Origin of the sequence: Pseudomonas sp. B6(2017), from assembly GCF_002112765.1 — a bacterium.
In the GTDB taxonomy this organism is placed as follows: domain Bacteria; phylum Pseudomonadota; class Gammaproteobacteria; order Pseudomonadales; family Pseudomonadaceae; genus Aquipseudomonas; species Aquipseudomonas piscis.
Map to the genome: position 1 here is coordinate 1 of NZ_NEIQ01000020.1, position 18,692 is coordinate 18,692.

The following is an 18,692-nucleotide window of genomic DNA, read 5'->3' on the forward strand; positions in this document are numbered from 1 at the left end:
GCCTGCCCCCCTTTCCCACCCCTTCCCCGTTGAATACGCCTATGTCCGAAGCCAGTCCGTGTCTGAATTGCGGTGCCTGCTGTTCATACTTTCGTGTGTCTTTTTTCTGGGGCGAATGCGCCTCGTCCGGCGGAACGGTCCCCGACGAACTGGTGCAGAGCATCAGTCCCAGCCGGGTAGCGATGCTCGGTACCGACTGCAAGTCGCCACGCTGCATCGCCCTTGAAGGAGAAGTCGGCAAGGGTGTGAGCTGCTCGATCTACGCCCAGCGTGGCAGCCCATGCCGGGAGTTCGAGGCTTCCTGGATCGACGGCCAGCACAACGCCGATTGCGATGCCGCCCGGGCCGCGTTCGGCCTCGCCCCACTGGAGCCGGCGAACGATGAGCCCTGGTACGAGGAAAGCGCTTAGCACCATTGGCGATAACCCCCATAAGCAAATCATTAGGGCCAAAGTGCCACCGCCCATTGCAGCCACCGAGTGCCTTCTATACTGCAAGCACTCGTTGGCGCTGATCCGCCGACGCCAGACGACTAAAAAAGACATGGGCACGCTATGGATTGGCTGGGTCTGCATTTCATTACCGAGCTTCCGGATAGCGGGCAAGTGGTCCTCCATTGCACCCACAATCCGGTTCTAGTGCTGCTGGCCTACCTGGTGGCCTGCGCCGCCAGCTTCGCCACCCTGGACATGGCCGAGCGCGTCAGCCATGTCGAGCAGCCAAGCAGCCAGCGCTTGTGGCGTTGGGTCGGTGCCTGCTGCCTGGCCGGCGGCATCTGGTCCATGCATTTCATCGCCATGCTGGCGTTCGAGGCGCCGCTGGAAATCCACTACGACCTGCCGCTGACCCTGCTATCGCTGTTCATCGCGCTGATCGCCGCCTGGCTGGCGATGGATACCCTGAGCCACATGCAACTGCCGCTCTGGCGCTACTGCCTGGCCGCGCTGTGGATCGGCCTGGGCATCAGCGCCATGCACTACGTGGGCATGGCGGCCATGCGCTCCAGCGCCAGCTTGTACTACGAGCCCAGGATCATGGGGCTGTCGCTGCTGGTGGCCATCGGTTGCAGCCTGGCGGCGCTCTTGTTGTCCCGGCACCTGCGCGATGGCAGCGGGATATTCCACCAGTTGCTCAAGTACACCAGCAGCCTGGTACTGGGCGGCGCCATCGTCCTCATGCACTTCACCGGCATGTGGTCCATGACCCTGGCCCTGCCCGCCGGGGCGCTGCCGATCGCGGTGACGCCCGATGGCAACCTGCAACTGGGGCTGACTGTCTGCGCGATCATCCTGCTGGTCATCGGCAGCGGCATCAGCGCAGCCCTGGCGGACAAGAAGCTGCAGCACAAGGAGCGCGACCTGCGCCGGGTCAACGCCCTGCTCTCGCAGCTCGACCAGGCCCGCGCGTCCCTGCAGCACGTGGCCCACTACGATGCCCTGACCAACCTGATCAACCGCCGCGGCTTCAACCAGCTGTTCGCTGAAAAGCTGATGGAGAAGAGCACCTTCGGCGGCATGCTGGCGGTGATGTTCCTCGACATCGACCACTTCAAGCGCATCAACGATAGCCTCGGCCACGATGCCGGCGATGAACTGCTCAAGGTCATCGCCGGGCACATCAAGAGCTCGACCCGCAACCATGAGGACGTGGTGGCCCGCCTGGGCGGCGACGAATTCTGCATCCTCATCAACCTGTACGGTCGCGACGAGGCCAGGAACATGGCCCAGCGCATCATGCACAAGATGAAGGAGCCGATCGAACTGGGCGGGCGGCGCATGGTGATGACCACCAGCATCGGCATCAGTATCTTTCCCGACGACGGCAAGACCTGCGAGGAGCTGCTGAAGAACGCCGACCTGGCCCTCTACCAGTCCAAGGACTCGGGGCGCAACAGCCTGCATTTCTTCAGTTCCAACCTCAAGACCCGGGCCACCCTGGAGCTGCAACTGGAAGAAGAATTGCGCAATGCGCTGCGCGACAACCAGGGCTTGCAGCTGTACTACCAACCGATCTACGACCTTCGCAGCGCCCGGGTCACCAAGCTCGAAGCCCTGGTACGCTGGCAGCATCCACAGCATGGCTTGTTGAGCCCGGATCGCTTCATCAGCATTGCCGAAGCCAACGGCATGATCGCCGAGCTGGACAGTTGGGTGCTGCGCAAGGCCTGCGAAGACCTGGCCTACCTGTCACGCCACGGCCGCGGCGAACTGAAGATCGCGGTCAACTGCTCGGCGCTGAACCTGACCCGCGAAGAACTGGCCGGGGAGATCGAGAGCGCCCTGCGCGATGCCCAGGTGGCCCCCCAGCGCCTGGAACTGGAGGTCACGGAAAACGCCCTGATGGGCAACATCGCTAGCACCCTGGCGCTGCTCAAGCAGATCCGCGGCCTCGGGGTATCGCTGTCGATCGACGACTTCGGCACCGGCTACTCGTCCCTGGCCTACCTCAAGCGGCTACCGCTCAACACCCTGAAGGTCGACCGCTCGTTCATCCAGGACATCCCCAAGTCGATCCAGGACATGGAGATCGTCCAGGCGATCATCGTCATGGCCCATACCCTGCACTTGCAGGTGGTGACCGAGGGGGTGGAGACCCTGGAGCAACAGCAGCTGCTGGAGCACTACGGCTGCGACTACCTGCAGGGCTACCTGCTCAGCCGGCCGGTACCGTTGCTGGAGCTGCCCGGAGTGCTGGACGAACTCGACCAGCGTCATGCCGGTGCCCTCAAGCCTCGGCTGCCGGATCCCGATAGAGCTGAACCAGAGTCGCTGGATCTTTTTCCAGATAGCCTTGCCCACCATGCAGACGCATCAACTGCGCAGCTAACCCGCTGATCGGCGTCGCCGCGCCCTGCTCCCGGGACAGTTTCACCGCGCCATCCAGGTCCTTGAGCAAGGTGCGGACATGCCATTTCACCGGTTCGAAACGACTCTCGGCCATCTGCGGGGCGAGGATCTGCAATGGTCGCGAATCGGCGAAGCCACCGGCCAGGGCCTCGGCCAACAAACGCGCATCGACCCCGGAACGCTCGGCCAGGGCCACCACCTCGGCAATCACCAGGGCATTGCAGGCGACGATCATCTGGTTGCAGGCCTTGGTCACCTGGCCCGCGCCCACCGCGCCCATGTGCGTGACCCGCTGCCCCATGGCCAGCAACACCGGGCGCACCCGCTCGACATCCGCGGCGGTACCGCCAGCCATGATCGCCAGGCTGCCGGCCTCGGCGCCCTGGGTACCGCCGGATACCGGAGCGTCGACCCAACCCATGCCCGTATCGCGGGCCAGGGTGGCGGCCATCTCCCGGGTCGCCGCCGGCTCCAGGCTCGACAAGTCCAGCAGCAACTGGCCAGGCCGGGCGCCTTCGGCGATCCCGCCGGCGCCGAAGACCACCTCGCGCACCACCTCGGTATTGGCCAGGCACGACAGCACCAGGTCGGCCTGGTCGCAGAGCTGCGATGGCGCGGCAACTTGTCGCGCCCCGGCGGCCACCAGCGGCGCGCATTTGCGCGGGTTGCGGTTCCACACCACCAGCGGATAGCCCGCAGCCAGCAGGCGCTGGCACATCGGCAGCCCCATCAGGCCGATTCCGGCAAAACCGAGCGTAGGTAACGCTGACATCATATTGCCCTCATTTGATTAAAGATCATCGGATACTGGCCGATCCATCATGATTCAGGAAAGGATTCCCCCGAGCGTCGCTCAGAAAACACCCTGGCACCTTGGGCAAAATTCGCACTCCACGAAGCTGCGAGGTCCCATTCCGTGATGGCCCGCCGACACCTCGTCCGCGAGCCAACCTGACCAGGCACATGGCGCACAATGACTTCTAAAAACGATCCTGCCAACGCAGTCTCCGAGATGACGCTGACCTCCCCCAAACCAAGCCACTCAGATACGAAGCCATTGTCCAGTTCACGCCCCCAGTCGACCCAGCAGTACCTGTATTTCACCGAGACCAACACCGACCGCATCCTCGACAACCTCGACGGCCTGCGTGACACGGTATTCCCGCGTCCGGTGCACCTGGAAGACGAGCAGGAAAACCGCCGCGACCAGGAGTTTCCCTCGGTCTGCCTGATCGGCCTCGGCCGCTGCGGCTCCAACATCGCCCTGGACGTGGCGGAGCTGGTGTACAACGCCCGCAAGTTCTACCTCAACGAATTCAACAACGAAGACAAGTCCTACGAAGGCGGCTACAGCCCCGGCCAATGGATCCGCCAGAACCTGCGCCTGGGCCAGAACAAGGCCAGCAAGCCGGTGTTCCTGGTAGAGCCGCTGGTGATGCTCGGCGACCTGGACAAGGACATCGCCGGGCGCATCCGCTTCTCGCGCAAGGGCGAGAAGAGCGGGTTCATCCGCGACTACAGCAAGATGAAGATCATGGACCTCTCGGAAGTCCATGCCGGCGGTGCCGGTAACGCACCGATCCTCGGCCAGTACCTGGCCAAGATCATCCTCAACAAGGACACCCAGCGTTTCTCCAGCCCCGACTGGAAGATGATCCACTCGTACCTGATCGACTCCTGCGGGATCAAGGCCAACCAGTCGCGCCTGTACTTCTCGATCTTCAGCGCCGGCGGCGGTACCGGCTCGGGCATGGCCTCGGAGTTCGGCCTGGCCCAGCAGTACTCGTACATGAACAAGACCTTCGACACCAAGCCGATGGACGAGCACGACAGCAAGAGCGGGCACTCCTTCGTCTTCGAACCGATCTTCACCAGCGGCATCTGCGTGCTGCCGAATATCTCCGACCATCGCAGCGAAATGTCCGAGGCCCTGCACATCAACGCCGGGCGGCTGCTATGCAAGTACCTGTCCGAGGAGTGGGACTTCTCCTACAACTTCGATAACGAAGACAGCAGCGAAGCCAGCGTCATGGGGCGGATCCGCCCATGGAACGCGATGATGCTGATCTCCAACGACATCATGCGCTACGCCGAAGAAAGCGATGACGGCAACATCCAGAACATCGACGTCAATGCCATGGAGAAGCACGCCAACCAGTACATCTCCCAGCAGATCTTCAACATCCTCACCGCCCAGGCGGTGACCACCGACTACGACCAGAACTACTTCCGACGCGCCGGCATCGATATCGGCGAGACCATCCGCCTGGACGCCAACGACCTGTTCATGAGCCTGGCCGGCCCGGTGGCGATCGCCTACGCCGAATCCGTGGTGCCGGAACAGCCGGTGCCCACCGGCGACAAGTTCAAGGTGTTCGAGAAAGAGCCGCAGCGCCTGAACATCGACGACCTGTTCTTCCGCTCCATCGACCTGCCGCACTTCAACAAGCAGACCCAGGCCATCGAAGGCATCAGCCTGCTGCCGATCGAATCCAAGCGTTATCGCGCGGCGCTGGAGCAATACAAGGCCTCGGGCTTCGACGCCGCGGCGCTGCATGACCTGCATTTCTTCAAGAACTGCTCGTCGGTGGTGTCCATCGTCTCGCTGCCCAAGGACTACAAGCTGTCCTATATGGATCTGAACCGGCTCAAGACCCACCTCAACAGCCTGTTCCCCAACACCACCCTCAAGCGCTATGCGCTGGTGATCGGCGCCTCGGCCAACCTGTCGCTGACCACCCTGATCGCCAAGAGCCCGTGCCTGTCGGACGATTTCCTGACGTTGATCGTGGCTTTCATCAAGCGCTGCTTCGCCCGCAATCCATACCGCTTCGACGATACCCTGGACAACTCGGTACTGGACTTCATCACCAGCGATCACTTCGACGAAGACCGCATCGACGACCTGCTCAACGAGTTCGAGAACCCGGCGAAGATCCTCGACACCAACTGGTATGCGATCAAGCCGATGTACGAGAAGAAGTACCGCGAGCTGATCAACGACAAGGACAAGTTCGTCTCGATCAACGACATCCGCCTGTCGCGCGATTGCGTGAAGAAAGCCATCAAGTACCTGCGGGAAATCTACCGCCACCGCATCGGCAAGACCCGGGTCATCTCCCTCAACCAGCACACCGGCAAGACCGCCTACTGATGCCCGAGCACCGGCCAGCCTCATCGACTGGCCGGTGCTCGGGTCATGCTAAGGGAAAGGATCTGGACGCTTGCGAAGGCTGCCGGGGAACAATTGGGCAGCTCGTCGGACGGGCTTGAAACTGTTCCCCTTCCGTGAACGTCACCTTGGCCAAAAGACCCCGTGGGGCCTTTCTCTACGGCAAGGTGCCATCACTGGATTCACGGTTACTCGGCTACACACTTTTGTCCGACAAAAGCCTGCACCAGTTCAGCGCACGACCTCAGCTCGGCGCCCTTTCCTGGACCAGGATCCAGGGTGATACCACCACCGCCCACAACGTTGGATCGCGTTCCAGCAGATCGGACGCCCGCGTCGCAGACAGCTTTTCAACGTTACCCTGGGCCAACCAGGCCGCCACTTTGTCCGCCTGGTTCTCGGCCACGGCCTGGGCCACTTCGATCAGATCCAGGTCGGCATCGACCCACAATAGGGCACCCTTGGCGAAGAACCGCTCCAGTTCCTTCCAGCTGATGGATGCGGTCTCACCAAGCAGCTTGGCATAGAGGGTGCTAGGTTCTTGAGTCATGGGACTGTCCAGAAAAGAAATCGGCGCAATCATAACGTCGGTGTCCTGGCAGAAAAACCCGGTAGCAAAAGCGTCATCGATCGAGAAGCTCAGAAGCGCCAGGGATAGACGCCGAAACGCGCGAAATGCCACGCCGCAAATCTGTCTTTTTCTTTCAATCAAGCGACACTCCGCGTTTTTGCCCCCAGCAGCCAGCTTTTCAAGCGAACGACCGGCGCACTACACTGTACCGGTACAGTTGCCAGGGGCATTTCCGACGGATATTTACGAAATATCTGGTTCGGTTCTGCGACTCAAGGCCGCCGGAACTATAAAAATTACAACAGCAAGAGTGGAGCACTATGAATAAGGCTACTAAGCAGATTTCCAAACTGTTTGCCGCTATGGTCCTGGCAGGTGTTGCCGGCCATTCGTTCGCAGCTGACACCATCAGGATCGGTATCGCCGGGCCCAAGACAGGCCCTGTAGCACAGTACGGAGACATGCAGTTCAGTGGCGCCAAGATGGCCATTGAACAGATCAACGCCAAGGGCGGCGTGAACGGCAAGAAACTCGAAGCCGTCGAATACGACGACGCCTGCGATCCCAAGCAGGCCGTGGCCGTCGCCAACAAAGTGGTCAACGATGGCGTCAAGTATGTGATCGGCCACCTCTGCTCCAGCTCCGCTCAACCCGCCTCCGACATCTATGAAGATGAAGGCGTGGTGATGATCACCCCCGCCGCCACCAGCCCCGATATCACCGCCCGTGGCTACAAGATGGTGTTCCGCACCATCGGCCTGGACAGCGCCCAGGGCCCGGCCGCCGGCAACTACATCGCCGACCACGTGAAACCCAAGATCGTCGCGGTGCTCCACGACAAGCAGCAATACGGTGAAGGCATCGCCACCGCCGTGAAGCAGACCCTGGAGAAGAAAGGCACCAAGGTCGCCGTGTTCGAAGGCATCAACGCCGGCGACAAGGACTTTTCCTCCCTGGTGGCCAAGCTCAAGCAAGCCAACGTCGACTTCGTCTACTACGGCGGCTACCACCCGGAACTGGGCCTGATCCTGCGCCAAGCCCAGGAAAAAGGCCTGAAGGCCAAGTTCATGGGTCCGGAAGGTGTCGGCAACGACTCCATCTCGCAGATCGCCAAGGACGCTTCCGAAGGCCTGCTGGTGACCCTGCCCAAGTCCTTCGACCAGGACCCGGCCAACGTCGCCCTGGCCGATGCGTTCAAGGCCAAGAAAGAAGACCCGAGCGGTCCTTTCGTATTCCCTTCCTACTCCGCGGTTGAAGTGATCGCCGGAGCCATTGCCAACGCCAAGAGCGAAGACGCGGCCAAAGTCGCCGAAGCCATCCACGCAGGCACCTTCAAGACCCCGACCGGCGACCTGAGCTTCGACGCCAAGGGCGACCTGAAGGACTTCAAGTTCGTGGTCTACGAGTGGCACTTCGGCAAGCCCAAGACCGAAGTCTCGCCTCAGTAAGGCTGGCCCTGGCTGACTGCCGATAAAGCCCACGGCTTTGCCGTGGGCTTTGTTTTACGAATGTATGGGCCGCGCTCCCGTGATCCGGGAGCCTGCCCACCTGAAAATCTCAAAACCGTCATCAGCGGTTCGCTGGCAAAGTCCAGCCCGAAGTGGGTGCAGACCTACGGGGCCTGGACGGGAAAATGACTCCACCAGTGAAATGCGTATCAGGTTTTTAGGAGCGTTGTAATGCCTGACATCTATCACTTCTTCCAACAGCTGGTTAACGGTCTCACCGTTGGCAGCACGTATGCCTTGATCGCCATCGGCTATACGATGGTCTACGGCATCATTGGAATGATCAACTTCGCCCACGGCGAGGTCTACATGATCGGTTCCTACGTGGCGTTCATCGCCATCGCCGGGCTGGCCATGATGGGACTCGACAGCGTCCCGCTCCTGATGACCGCGGCCTTTATCGCGAGCATCGTCGTCACCAGTGCCTACGGCTACAGCATCGAACGGATCGCCTACCGCCCCTTGCGTGGCAGTAACCGCCTGATCCCGCTGATCTCCGCCATCGGCATGTCGATCTTCCTGCAGAACACCGTTCTGCTGGCGCAGGACTCCAAGGACAAGTCCATTCCCAACCTGATCCCGGGCAGCTTCTCCATCGGCCCAGGTGGCGCACAGGAAGTGCTGGTCTCCTACATGCAGATCGTGGTGTTCGTGGTGACCCTCATCGCCATGCTCGGCCTGACCCTGTTCATCTCCCGCTCTCGCCTGGGTCGCGCTTGCCGTGCCTGCGCCGAGGACATCCGGATGGCCAACCTGCTAGGTATCAACACCAACAACATCATCGCCCTGACCTTCGTGATCGGTGCCGCGCTGGCGGCCATCGCCGCCGTGCTGCTGAGCATGCAATACGGGGTGATCAACCCCAACGCCGGCTTCCTGGTGGGCCTGAAGGCCTTCACTGCGGCGGTCCTGGGCGGCATCGGCAGTATCCCGGGCGCGATGCTCGGCGGGCTGGTGCTGGGGGTGGCCGAAGCCTTTGGTGCCGACGTGTTCGGTGACCAGTACAAGGATGTGGTGGCGTTCGGCCTGTTGGTTCTGGTGCTGTTGTTCCGGCCGACCGGCATTCTGGGCCGTCCGGAGGTTGAGAAAGTATGACTAGGAATCTTAAATCGGCGCTGTTCAGCGCCCTGTTGGTCTGGGCAGTAGCGTATCCGGTACTGGGCCTGAAACTGAGTATCGTCGGCATCAACCTGGAAGTGCACAACACCAGCCCGACCATCCTCGCCACCATCGCGGTGTGCTCGGTCCTGATGTTCCTGCGGGTGCTGTTCCATAGCCAGATCAGCGCCATGTGGAAGTCCTCGCCGAAAATGCCGCTGATCCCGGCCAAGGCCAGCAACTTCCTGACCCTGCCCAGCACCCAGCGCTGGCTGATCCTGGCCCTGATCGTCGGCGCCCTGGTCTGGCCGTTCTTCGGCTCCCGCGGCGCGGTGGACATCGCCACGCTGATCCTGATCTACGTGATGCTCGGCCTGGGCCTGAACATCGTCGTCGGTCTGGCCGGCCTGCTGGACCTGGGCTACGTGGGGTTCTACGCCGTGGGCGCCTACAGCTACGCGCTGCTGTCGCACTACTTCGGCCTGAGCTTCTGGATCTGCCTGCCCATCGCCGGCCTGATGGCGGCCACCTTCGGCTTCCTGCTGGGCTTCCCGGTACTGCGCCTGCGCGGTGACTACCTGGCGATCGTGACCCTGGGCTTCGGTGAGATCATCCGCCTGCTGCTGCGCAACATGACCGACCTGACCGGCGGCCCCAACGGCATCAGCAACATCGAGAAACCGACCTTCTTCGGCCTGAGCTTCGAGCGCAAGGCAGCGGAAGGCATGCAGACCTTCCACGAGTTCTTCGGCCTGCAATACAACTCGATCAACAAGGTGATCTTCCTCTACCTGGTGGCGCTGCTGCTGGCCTTGTTCGCGCTGTTCGTGATCAACCGCCTGCTGCGCATGCCGATCGGCCGCGCCTGGGAAGCCCTGCGCGAAGACGAGATCGCCTGCCGCGCCCTGGGCCTGAACCCCACCGTGATCAAGCTCTCGGCCTTCACCCTGGGCGCCTGCTTCGCCGGTTTCGCCGGCAGCTTCTTCGCCGCCCGCCAAGGCCTGGTGACCCCGGAGTCCTTCACCTTCATCGAGTCGGCGATCATCCTCGCCATCGTGGTGCTCGGTGGCATGGGCTCGCAGCTGGGGGTGATCCTCGCGGCGATCGTGATGATCCTGTTGCCTGAAATGATGCGTGAATTCAGCGAATACCGGATGTTGATGTTCGGCGCCATGATGGTGCTGATGATGATCTGGCGTCCCCAAGGTCTGCTGCCCATGCAACGTCCTCACATGGAGCTGCGCAAATGAGCCGCGAGATCCTGAAAGTTACCGGGCTGTCCATGCGCTTCGGCGGCCTGCTGGCGGTCAACGGCGTGGGCCTGACCGTCAAGGAAAAACAAGTGGTGGCGCTGATCGGCCCGAACGGCGCCGGCAAGACCACGGTGTTCAACTGCCTCACCGGCTTCTACCAGCCCAGCTCCGGCACCATCCTGCTCGATGGCGAGCCGATCCAGGGCCTGACCGGCCACAAGATCGCCCGCAAGGGCGTGGTGCGGACCTTCCAGAACGTGCGGTTGTTCAAGGACATGACCGCGGTCGAGAACCTCTTGATCGCCCAGCATCGCCACTTGAACACCAACTTCCTGGCCGGCCTGTTCAAGACCCCGGCGTTCCGCAAGAGCGAGCGCGAGGCCATGGAGTACGCCGGCTACTGGCTGGACAAGGTCAACCTGCGCGAGTTCGCCAACCGTCCCGCCGGGACCCTGGCCTACGGTCAGCAGCGACGCCTGGAAATCGCCCGCTGCATGATGACCCGGCCACGGATCCTCATGCTCGACGAGCCGGCCGCCGGCCTCAACCCCAGGGAAACCGAGGATCTCAAGGCGCTGATCAGCGTGCTGCGTGAAGAGCACAACGTCACCGTGCTGCTGATCGAGCACGACATGAAGCTGGTCATGAGCATTTCCGACCACATCGTCGTGATCAACCAGGGCACGCCGCTGGCCGACGGTACGCCGGAACAGATCCGCGACAATCCCGAAGTGATCAAAGCCTACCTGGGGGAAGCGTAAATGCTGCAGTTCGAGAACGTTTCCACCTACTACGGCAAGATCCAGGCCCTGCACAGCGTCAACGTCGAGATCCGCCAAGGCGAAATCGTCACCCTGATCGGCGCCAACGGCGCCGGCAAGTCCACCCTGCTGATGACCCTCTGCGGTTCGCCACAGGCCCACAGCGGCAGCATTCGCTACCTGGGCGAGGAGCTGGTGGGACAAAGCTCGGCGCAGATCATGCGCAAGAGCATCGCCGTGGTGCCAGAGGGACGCCGGGTATTCGCCCGCCTGACGGTGGAGGAGAACCTGGCCATGGGCGGCTTCTTCACCGACAAGGGTGACTACCAGGAACAGATGGACAAGGTCCTGCACCTGTTCCCACGGCTCAAGGAACGCTTCACCCAGCGTGGCGGCACCATGTCCGGCGGCGAGCAGCAAATGCTCGCCATCGGGCGGGCGCTGATGAGCAAGCCCAAGCTGTTGCTCCTGGACGAACCGTCCCTGGGCCTGGCGCCGATCATCATCCAGCAGATCTTCGACATCATCGAACAGCTGCGCCGCGACGGCGTGACGGTGTTCCTGGTGGAGCAGAACGCCAACCAGGCGTTGAAGATCGCCGACCGCGCCTATGTGCTGGAGAATGGCCGGGTGGTGATGCAAGGCACCGGCGAAGCGCTGCTGACCGATCCCAAGGTCCGTGACGCCTACCTGGGCGGCTGAGTACCTGCCACACACGGAACGGCCCTGCGGGGCCGTTTTTTTTCGGGGCCAATAAAAAATCGCCAGGGGCTGTAACGAATCGCCAGGTGCCGTCTCTAGTAGGACAAGCGAGCACAAATGCTTCCTTGTCCAAACCCAACCCTGGAGAAACAACATGAGCCATCCTCGTACCCTGTCCGCCACTGCCCTGGTCCTGGCGCTGGGCTCTGCCGTCTGCATCGCCGCCCTGCCGGTCACGGCCCATGCCGAGGGCGACATGGAGAAGTGCTTCGGCGTCGCCATGAAGGGCCAGAACGATTGCGCGGCAGGTGCTGGAACCACCTGCGCGGGCACCTCGAAGACCGACCATCAGGCCAACGCCTGGAAACTGCTGCCCAAGGGCACCTGCGAGAAAACCGCCAGCAGCACCTCGCCCACCGGCTTCGGCCAGCTCCAGGCCTTCAAGGCCAAGTCCTGATGCCGCGGCCTGAGTGTCGATCATGAACATGCCCCTGAACCCGCACCGCCACGACGACACTCGGGCCTTGGCGCCAAGCCTGCCGCCTCGCGCTGGCCTGGGGCTCAAGACCGAGCACTTCAAGCAAGTGCTCGGCCAACGGCCCGACATCGGTTTCTTCGAGGTCCATGCCGAGAACTACATGGTGGACGGCGGCCCCTTCCATCATTACCTGGGCCTGATTCGCGAGCACTACCCGCTGTCGCTACATGGTGTCGGCCTGTCCATCGGTGGCGAAGGCCCACTGGACAGCCTCCACCTGGAACGCCTGGCGGCCTTGATCGAGCGCTACCAGCCCCAGTCCTTTTCGGAGCACCTGGCCTGGTCCAGCCATGGCCCGGTGTTTCTCAACGACCTGCTGCCCCTGGCCTATGACCAACCGACCCTGCAACGGGTCTGCGAACACGTCGACCAGGTGCAGGAACGCCTGGGCCGGCAGATGTTGCTGGAGAACCCGGCCACCTACCTGCAGTTCCAGCGCTCGACCCTGGATGAGCCGGACTTCATCAGCGAGGTGGTCCGCCGCAGCGGTTGCGGCCTCTTGCTGGACATCAACAACCTGCATGTCTGCTGCGTCAATCACCAGCGTGAGCCCCTGGCCTACCTGCAGGCGCTGCCATTGCATGCCGTAGGGGAAATCCACCTGGCGGGTTTTGCCGAGGACCGCGATGGGCTGGGAGATCGCCTGTTGATCGACGACCACGGCGCCCCGGTGGACGATGCCGTCTGGGCCCTGTACCAGCAAGTCCTGGAACGTATCGGCCCCATGGCCACGCTGATCGAAAGGGACAATCGCATTCCGCCCTTCGCCACCCTCCAGGCCGAAGCCGGCAAGGCCGAGGCGTTGCTGCGCCAGATCAAGGAGCGCACATGAGCAGCCACGCTGAGTTCACCAGGGCCCTGCTGGACACCGGGCGGGCCTGCCCGCCGGGCCTGTACAGCAGCAACGGCGCCGATCCGGCCAGCCGCTTCGCGGTCTATCGCAACAATGTGCAGGGCTCGCTGCTCAACGCCCTGGCAGACAGCTACCCGGTGGTGGAGCAACTGGTGGGCCAAGCGTTCTTCAAGGCCATGGCCCGAACCTATATCGAGCGCCAGCCTCCCAGCACCCCACGGCTCAACGATTACGGCGAGGGGTTTGCCGAATTCATCGATGACTTCGTTCCGGCCGCCTCCTTGCCCTACCTGGGCGATATCGCCCGCCTGGAACGCTTGCGGGTCGAGAGTTATCACGCCGCCGATGCCCGGCCATTGGCAGCGGCGCAACTGCAAGAAGCCATGAGCCGACCGGAGCAGCTTGGCCGATTGCACCTGCACCTGCATCCATCGCTGCGCAGCCTGCAATCGAGCTACGCCGTGGCCAGCCTGTGGGCCGCGCACCAGGATGGCCGGCAGTGGCCATCGTTCTATCTGCATCGGGAACAACACATCCTGGTGCTACGCAACGCCCTGGAGGTCGAGGTACTGGTGGTGGATGCCGGCTGCCTGGCCTTCACCGACAGCCTGCGCGCCCGGCAACCGCTGGCGGTCGCCGCCGCCCAGGCCCTGGATGCCCAAGCCGACTTCGACCTGGGCCGCTGCCTGGGCCTGCTGCTTGGCCACGGCGCACTCATTGACTTGTAACCACAGAAGAAGACCGATCATGAATACCCGGACCCACTCCCCTATCGCCAACCTGCTGATGCGGGCCTGCCAGAAACTGGAACTCATCCCCTACAGCCTGGTGGCCTTCATCGCGCGCTTCAGTATTGCCGCGGTGTTCTGGAAATCCGGGCAGACCAAGATCGAAGGACTGGCCATCGACCTGGTTTCCGGAACCTTCGAGCTGGGCTGGCCACGCCTGGCGGATTCGACCATTCCCTTGTTCCAGAGCGAGTACCACTTGCCGATACTGGCTCCGGAACTGGCGGCGCACCTGGCGGCCTTCGCCGAGCATTTTTTCCCGGTGTTGATTCTGTTCGGCCTGGCCACGCGCTTTTCTGCCCTGGCGCTGCTGGGCATGACCCTGGTGATCCAGTTGTTCGTCTACCCGGACGCCTACCCCACCCACGGCACCTGGATCGCCATCTTCCTGCTGTTGCTGGCCCGTGGGCCGGGCACATTCTCCATCGACCACCTGCTTTGCCGCAGGCTGCGCTGAAGCCCTGGAAGGTCCTGCGGATCCAGCTCGTTTCGTCTGGCCATGGCCGCCGTTACAAGCGGTCCAGGGCTTCGCCGCTGCGGCGGAACCAGTCCATCAGGTAATCGGCCAGGACCTGGGTGCGCCTGGGTAATCCGCCCTGGTAGGGATGCACCAGGTACATGGGCATGCTGCGGGTCTGGTAGTCCCGCAGCAGCCAGCGCAGGCGACCATCGGCCAGCTCGCCATGCAGCACATAGGATGGCAGCCGGGCGATACCGGCCCCCACCAGGGCGGCCTTTTTCAGCAGGTTGTAGTGATTGCTGGCGAACGGCCCGTTGACCCGCACCCGCAACAACTCGTGACGCTGGTGGTAGAGCCATTCTTCACGCCCGCTGTAGTGGCTGTTGAGCAAGCAGCGATGGTTGGCCAGTTCCATGGGCGTGCGGGGCTCGCCGTATTGCTCCAGGTATGCCGGGCTGGCACAGGTCATTTCGTGCCAGGCCAGCAGTGGCCGGGCCACCAGGCGCTGGTCGTTGTCTACCGCGGAGCGCACCGCCAGGTCGAAACCCTCACGGGCCAGGTCGCGGTAGGCATTGCTCAGGTCCAGTTCGATCTGCACCTGGGGATACTGCCGGGAGAACTCCAGCAACAGGCCGTCGAAAAAGGTTTCCCCCAGGGACACCGGCACCGTCAGGCGCACCGGGCCGGCGACATCGTCCTTGAGCCGGGCCAGGGCCTGGTGGGCGCGATCCACCTGGGCCACCAGCGCCTGGGCCTGGGGCAGCAGCGCGGCACCGGCGGCGGTCAGGTCCAGGCGGCGGGTGGTGCGTTGCAGCAGCACCACCGCGAACCGCGCCTCCAGGGCGCTGATGCGCTTGGACAGCTGGCCCTTGCTGCATCCCAGGCGTTGGGCCGCCAGGGTGAAACTGCCGGCCTCCACCAATACGGCAAAAGCCGCGAGGTCATCCATTTCGCTCATGGATTGTTTCCACCAGAAAACCAAAGGTTGCCTATTAGCGCGTTAATCCATGGAAAAAACCACTCTAGACTGCAACCTCATCTCCCTTCTCACGAGGAACAGACCATGAAGATTCTCCTGATCGGTGCCAGCGGCACTGTTGGCTCGGCGGTGGACCGGGAACTGGCGCAACGCCATGACATCGTCCGTATCGGCCGCAGCAGCGGCGACTTCCAGGTGGATATCAGCGACAGCCAGTCGATCCGCGCCCTGTTCGAGAAGACCGGCCGCTTCGATGCCCTGGTCTGCGCTGCCGGCAACGTCACCTTCGCGCCCCTGGGGGAGATGACCGCCGAACACTTCCAGCTGGGCCTGCAAGACAAGCTGATGGGCCAGGTCAACCTGCTGCTGATCGGCCGTGAGTACGCCAACGACGGGGGCTCCTTCACCTTCACCAGCGGAATCCTGGGCCATGACCCGATTCGCAGCGGCGCCTCGGCGGCCCTGGTCAACGGCGCCGTGGACAGCTTCGTCCGGGCCGCGGCCATCGAGCTGCCACGAGGCCTGCGGGTCAACTCGGTGAGCCCCAACGTGCTGGTGGAAGCCATGGGCAGCTACGCCCCGTACTTCCGCGGCTTCAAGCCGGTGCCGGCAGCGGACGTGGCGCTGGCCTACGCCAAGAGCGTGGAAGGCTTGCAGACCGGCCAGACCTACCACGTCGGCTGACGAAAAAATCCGGGGTTGTGATGAACGGTCGGGCTGCGTAACGTGTCGGCTTCCGCCTGGAGGCCCGATTGATGCGCACCGCCCGTTCCCTGCTCTGTTTCGCCCTGCTGCCGCTGTTCGCCGGTTGCCAGATGCTGCCCTTGTTCGATGACCAGCCCCAGGCTCCGTCCATGGCCGGGTTGACCCGGGTCCAGGGCGAGCTGAGCGCGGCGGACGGCAAGCTGCTGTTCAAGCCTTGCAGCGAAGACCGGCGCTACGTGGTCAGCGATGGTGGCGGCACCAGCGTGCTGCAGGAAGCCGCCACCCTGGCGGAAAAACAGGGCAAGTTGTTCGCCGACCTGCGGGGCAAGCTCTCCGCCAGTGGCAGCGGCGATGGCCAGCTGGACCTGCGCCAGCTGTATCGGGTGGAGCGCTCCAACGCCTGTGGCGATCCCAACTTCCAGCGCCTGATCCTGCGTGCCAGCGGCAAGAACCCGAACTGGAAGGTCGACGTCAACGCCCGTGGCATGCGCATCGAGCGTGACGGCCAGCCGCCCCTGGCCCTGCCATACCTGGAGGAGCAACTGGGCGATGGCCGCTTCAACCTCACCAGCGAAGCCAACAACCAGCGCGTCGAACTCTGGGTCGCCCCGCAACGTTGCGTCGACAGCCAGACCGGCAGCGTCCAGCACCTGAGCGCCGAGCTGCGAGTGGACGGCCAGGTCCAGCGCGGCTGCGGTTACTTCGGCGGCTCGCGCAACGACTGATTCGACGAGCAGCCGTTTTAACCTCACGGCCAGGGCGGATTGCGGCTTATAATCGCCGGTTTGTGCAAAGCAAGCCGGCGCACTGTCGCGCACCGCCTATCCGGACCCCGTCATGTTACGAATCACCGAACTCAAGTTGCCGCTCGACCATCCCGATGAAGACCTGCGCACCGCCATCGTGCAGCGCCTGGGGATCGCCAGCGACGACCTGCTGGACTTCACCCTGTTCAAGCGCAGCTACGACGCGCGCAAGAAGTCCTCGGAACTGTTGTTCATCTACACCATCGACCTCAACGTGCGCGACGAGGCGGCCCTGCTGCAAAAGTTCGCCGACGACCGCAACGTCAACCCGGCGCCGGACGTCAGCTACAAGTTCGTCGGCCAGGCCCCCGCCGGGCAGCAACAGCGACCGATCGTGGTGGGCTTCGGCCCGTGCGGTATCTTCGCCGGCCTGTTGCTGGCGCAGATGGGCTTCAAGCCGATCGTGCTCGAACGCGGCAAGGAAGTGCGCCAGCGCACCAAGGACACCTGGGGCCTGTGGCGCAAGAGCGTGCTCAACCCCGAATCCAACGTGCAGTTCGGCGAAGGCGGCGCCGGGACCTTCTCCGACGGCAAGCTGTACAGCCAGATCAAGGACCCGCAGCACCATGGCCGCAAGGTCCTGGAAGAGTTCGTCAAGGCCGGTGCACCGGAAGAAATCCTCTACATCAACAAGCCGCACATCGGCACCTTCCGCCTGACCAGCATGGTCGAGAAGATGCGCGAGGAGATCATCAACCTGGGCGGCGAGGTGCGCTTCGAGCAGAAGGTCACCGACCTGCTCACCGAGGGCGAGCAACTGACCGGCGTAGTCCTGGAAAGCGGCGAGCAACTGGCATCGCGCCATGTGGTCCTGGCCCTGGGCCACAGCGCCCGCGACACTTTCCGCATGCTCCACGCCAAGGGCGTGTTCATGGAGGCCAAGCCCTTCTCGGTGGGGTTCCGCATCGAACACCCGCAATCGCTGATCGACAAGGCGCGCCTGGGCAAGTACGCCGGCCACCCGAAGCTCGGCGCCGCCGACTACAAGCTGGTGCACCACGCCAAGAACGGCCGCTCGGTATACAGCTTCTGCATGTGCCCGGGCGGCACCGTGGTAGCGGCCACCAGCGAGCCGAACCGCGTGGTCACCAATGGCATGAGCCAGTACTCGCGTAACGAGCGCAACGCCAACTCCGGCATCGTCGTGGGTATTACCCCGGAAGTGGATTACCCGGGCGGCCCGCTGGCGGGCATCGAGTTCCAGGAGCGCCTGGAGTCCCACGCCTTCGTCCTCGGCGGCAGCAATTACCAGGCCCCGGCGCAGCTGGTGGGTGACTTCATCGCCGGCAAGCCCAGCACCGCCGTCGGCAGCGTCGAGCCGTCCTACAAACCCGGAGTGAGCCTGGGCGACCTGGCGCTGGCGCTGCCGGACTTCGCCATCGAGGCCATCCGCGAGGCCCTGCCGGCCTTCGAGCGGCAGATCAAGGGTTATTCCCTGCATGACGCGGTGCTGACCGGGATCGAGACCCGCACCTCGTCGCCACTGCGCATCACCCGTGACGCCTCGATGCAGAGCCTGAACCTCAAGGGCCTGTTCCCGGCCGGCGAAGGCGCCGGTTATGCCGGGGGCATCCTGTCCGCCGGCGTCGACGGCATTCGCATCGCCGAAGCCGTGGCCCGCGACATCCTCGGCATCCAGGCCTGAAGCAAGG

Annotated in this window: 18 protein-coding genes; 15 read left to right on the forward strand and 3 right to left on the reverse strand. The window is 63.3% G+C overall.

Annotated features, from left to right (window positions below):
* Positions 1–41: 41 nt before the first annotated feature.
* Both CAG11_RS27500 and CAG11_RS27505 read left to right on the forward strand, forming a co-directional pair.
* The gene (locus tag CAG11_RS27500; protein WP_053135500.1) at positions 42–410 is read left to right on the forward strand and encodes a YkgJ family cysteine cluster protein; all 369 of its coding nucleotides are present in this window, start codon (positions 42–44) and stop codon (positions 408–410) included.
* Between the two features lie 144 nt (positions 411–554).
* Entirely contained in the window at positions 555–2,834 is a 2,280-nt protein-coding gene (locus CAG11_RS27505; protein ID WP_085599172.1) for a bifunctional diguanylate cyclase/phosphodiesterase, read from the forward strand.
* Here CAG11_RS27505 and CAG11_RS27510 read toward each other — a convergent pair.
* Positions 2,725–3,621: an NAD(P)-dependent oxidoreductase gene (locus tag CAG11_RS27510; protein ID WP_085599174.1), complete on the reverse strand. Its 897-nt coding sequence runs from the start codon at positions 3,619–3,621 to the stop codon at positions 2,725–2,727. The two genes, CAG11_RS27505 and CAG11_RS27510, sit on opposite strands and share 110 nt — an antisense overlap.
* Positions 3,622–3,819: 198 nt before the next feature.
* On the opposite strand from CAG11_RS27510, the gene CAG11_RS27515 reads away from it, so the two are divergent.
* Positions 3,820–6,000: a hypothetical protein gene (locus CAG11_RS27515; protein WP_085599176.1), complete on the forward strand. Its 2,181-nt coding sequence runs from the start codon at positions 3,820–3,822 to the stop codon at positions 5,998–6,000.
* 262 nt (positions 6,001–6,262) lie between these two features.
* Here the strand turns inward: CAG11_RS27515 and CAG11_RS27520 are convergent, their stop codons facing one another.
* On the reverse strand, positions 6,263–6,568 hold the full coding sequence (locus tag CAG11_RS27520) for a DUF2288 domain-containing protein (protein WP_085599178.1): 306 nt from the start codon (positions 6,566–6,568) through the stop codon (positions 6,263–6,265).
* A gap of 341 nt (positions 6,569–6,909) precedes the next feature.
* Here CAG11_RS27520 and CAG11_RS27525 point away from each other — a divergent pair, with 341 nt between their 5' ends.
* From CAG11_RS27525 to CAG11_RS27565, 9 genes are all read left to right on the forward strand, one after another.
* Positions 6,910–8,037 (forward strand): branched-chain amino acid ABC transporter substrate-binding protein, encoded by a 1,128-nt coding sequence (locus CAG11_RS27525; RefSeq protein ID WP_085599179.1) that lies wholly within the window; start codon positions 6,910–6,912, stop codon positions 8,035–8,037.
* A 231-nt stretch (positions 8,038–8,268) separates the two neighbouring features.
* Positions 8,269–9,192, forward strand: a complete 924-nt coding sequence (gene livH, locus CAG11_RS27530) for a high-affinity branched-chain amino acid ABC transporter permease LivH (protein ID WP_022642711.1) — start codon at positions 8,269–8,271, stop codon at positions 9,190–9,192.
* Entirely contained in the window at positions 9,189–10,445 is a 1,257-nt protein-coding gene (locus CAG11_RS27535; protein WP_085599181.1) for a high-affinity branched-chain amino acid ABC transporter permease LivM, read from the forward strand. Before livH ends, CAG11_RS27535 begins: the two co-directional genes overlap by 4 nt.
* Positions 10,442–11,209 carry a high-affinity branched-chain amino acid ABC transporter ATP-binding protein LivG gene (gene livG / locus CAG11_RS27540; protein WP_022642709.1) on the forward strand — a complete coding sequence of 256 codons (768 nt, stop codon included), beginning with the start codon at positions 10,442–10,444 and terminating at the stop codon, positions 11,207–11,209. Before CAG11_RS27535 ends, livG begins: the two co-directional genes overlap by 4 nt.
* Positions 11,210–11,911, forward strand: coding sequence for an ABC transporter ATP-binding protein (locus CAG11_RS27545; protein WP_022642708.1), 702 nt, complete (start codon positions 11,210–11,212; stop codon positions 11,909–11,911). It abuts the gene before it with no gap.
* A 154-nt stretch (positions 11,912–12,065) separates the two neighbouring features.
* A complete protein-coding gene (locus tag CAG11_RS27550; RefSeq protein WP_085599183.1) occupies positions 12,066–12,368 on the forward strand; it encodes a DUF2282 domain-containing protein in 303 nt (100 codons plus the stop codon).
* Positions 12,369–12,396: 28 nt separating this feature from the next.
* On the forward strand, positions 12,397–13,281 hold the full coding sequence (locus CAG11_RS27555) for a DUF692 domain-containing protein (protein ID WP_143494793.1): 885 nt from the start codon (positions 12,397–12,399) through the stop codon (positions 13,279–13,281).
* Positions 13,278–14,030 carry a DNA-binding domain-containing protein gene (locus CAG11_RS27560; protein ID WP_085599187.1) on the forward strand — a complete coding sequence of 251 codons (753 nt, stop codon included), beginning with the start codon at positions 13,278–13,280 and terminating at the stop codon, positions 14,028–14,030. The genes CAG11_RS27555 and CAG11_RS27560 overlap by 4 nt, the downstream gene beginning before the upstream one ends.
* 19 nt (positions 14,031–14,049) lie before the next feature.
* Entirely contained in the window at positions 14,050–14,547 is a 498-nt protein-coding gene (locus CAG11_RS27565) for a DoxX family protein (RefSeq protein ID WP_085599189.1), read from the forward strand.
* 52 nt (positions 14,548–14,599) lie between these two features.
* Here the strand turns inward: CAG11_RS27565 and CAG11_RS27570 are convergent, their stop codons facing one another.
* A complete protein-coding gene (locus tag CAG11_RS27570; protein ID WP_022642703.1) occupies positions 14,600–15,508 on the reverse strand; it encodes a LysR family transcriptional regulator in 909 nt (302 codons plus the stop codon).
* A gap of 105 nt (positions 15,509–15,613) precedes the next feature.
* Here CAG11_RS27570 and CAG11_RS27575 point away from each other — a divergent pair, with 105 nt between their 5' ends.
* From CAG11_RS27575 to CAG11_RS27585, 3 genes are all read left to right on the forward strand, one after another.
* Positions 15,614–16,213 carry a short chain dehydrogenase gene (locus tag CAG11_RS27575; protein WP_085599190.1) on the forward strand — a complete coding sequence of 200 codons (600 nt, stop codon included), beginning with the start codon at positions 15,614–15,616 and terminating at the stop codon, positions 16,211–16,213.
* A 71-nt stretch (positions 16,214–16,284) separates the two neighbouring features.
* Entirely contained in the window at positions 16,285–16,959 is a 675-nt protein-coding gene (locus CAG11_RS27580; protein WP_022642701.1) for a COG3650 family protein, read from the forward strand.
* Positions 16,960–17,071: 112 nt separating this feature from the next.
* The gene (locus CAG11_RS27585) at positions 17,072–18,685 is read left to right on the forward strand and encodes an NAD(P)/FAD-dependent oxidoreductase (protein WP_085599192.1); all 1,614 of its coding nucleotides are present in this window, start codon (positions 17,072–17,074) and stop codon (positions 18,683–18,685) included.
* The last annotated feature ends 7 nt before the right edge of the window (positions 18,686–18,692 follow it).

What these genes read in the sequence shown, in the direction of transcription:
- CAG11_RS27580 (WP_022642701.1), top strand. Translation starts at nt 16,285, where the DNA reads ATGCGCACCGCCCGTTCCCTGCTCTGTTTCGCCCTGCTGCCGCTGTTC.
- CAG11_RS27525 (WP_085599179.1), top strand. Translation starts at nt 6,910, where the DNA reads ATGAATAAGGCTACTAAGCAGATTTCCAAACTGTTTGCCGCTATGGTC.
- CAG11_RS27575 (WP_085599190.1), top strand. Translation starts at nt 15,614, where the DNA reads ATGAAGATTCTCCTGATCGGTGCCAGCGGCACTGTTGGCTCGGCGGTG.
- CAG11_RS27555 (WP_143494793.1), top strand. Translation starts at nt 12,397, where the DNA reads ATGCCCCTGAACCCGCACCGCCACGACGACACTCGGGCCTTGGCGCCA.
- CAG11_RS27570 (WP_022642703.1), bottom strand. Translation starts at nt 15,508, where the DNA reads ATGAGCGAAATGGATGACCTCGCGGCTTTTGCCGTATTGGTGGAGGCC.
- CAG11_RS27500 (WP_053135500.1), top strand. Translation starts at nt 42, where the DNA reads ATGTCCGAAGCCAGTCCGTGTCTGAATTGCGGTGCCTGCTGTTCATAC.
- CAG11_RS27565 (WP_085599189.1), top strand. Translation starts at nt 14,050, where the DNA reads ATGAATACCCGGACCCACTCCCCTATCGCCAACCTGCTGATGCGGGCC.
- CAG11_RS27535 (WP_085599181.1), top strand. Translation starts at nt 9,189, where the DNA reads ATGACTAGGAATCTTAAATCGGCGCTGTTCAGCGCCCTGTTGGTCTGG.
- CAG11_RS27505 (WP_085599172.1), top strand. Translation starts at nt 555, where the DNA reads ATGGATTGGCTGGGTCTGCATTTCATTACCGAGCTTCCGGATAGCGGG.
- livG (WP_022642709.1), top strand. Translation starts at nt 10,442, where the DNA reads ATGAGCCGCGAGATCCTGAAAGTTACCGGGCTGTCCATGCGCTTCGGC.
- CAG11_RS27550 (WP_085599183.1), top strand. Translation starts at nt 12,066, where the DNA reads ATGAGCCATCCTCGTACCCTGTCCGCCACTGCCCTGGTCCTGGCGCTG.
- CAG11_RS27515 (WP_085599176.1), top strand. Translation starts at nt 3,820, where the DNA reads ATGACTTCTAAAAACGATCCTGCCAACGCAGTCTCCGAGATGACGCTG.
- livH (WP_022642711.1), top strand. Translation starts at nt 8,269, where the DNA reads ATGCCTGACATCTATCACTTCTTCCAACAGCTGGTTAACGGTCTCACC.
- CAG11_RS27545 (WP_022642708.1), top strand. Translation starts at nt 11,210, where the DNA reads ATGCTGCAGTTCGAGAACGTTTCCACCTACTACGGCAAGATCCAGGCC.
- CAG11_RS27585 (WP_085599192.1), top strand. Translation starts at nt 17,072, where the DNA reads ATGTTACGAATCACCGAACTCAAGTTGCCGCTCGACCATCCCGATGAA.
- CAG11_RS27510 (WP_085599174.1), bottom strand. Translation starts at nt 3,621, where the DNA reads ATGATGTCAGCGTTACCTACGCTCGGTTTTGCCGGAATCGGCCTGATG.
- CAG11_RS27560 (WP_085599187.1), top strand. Translation starts at nt 13,278, where the DNA reads ATGAGCAGCCACGCTGAGTTCACCAGGGCCCTGCTGGACACCGGGCGG.
- CAG11_RS27520 (WP_085599178.1), bottom strand. Translation starts at nt 6,568, where the DNA reads ATGACTCAAGAACCTAGCACCCTCTATGCCAAGCTGCTTGGTGAGACC.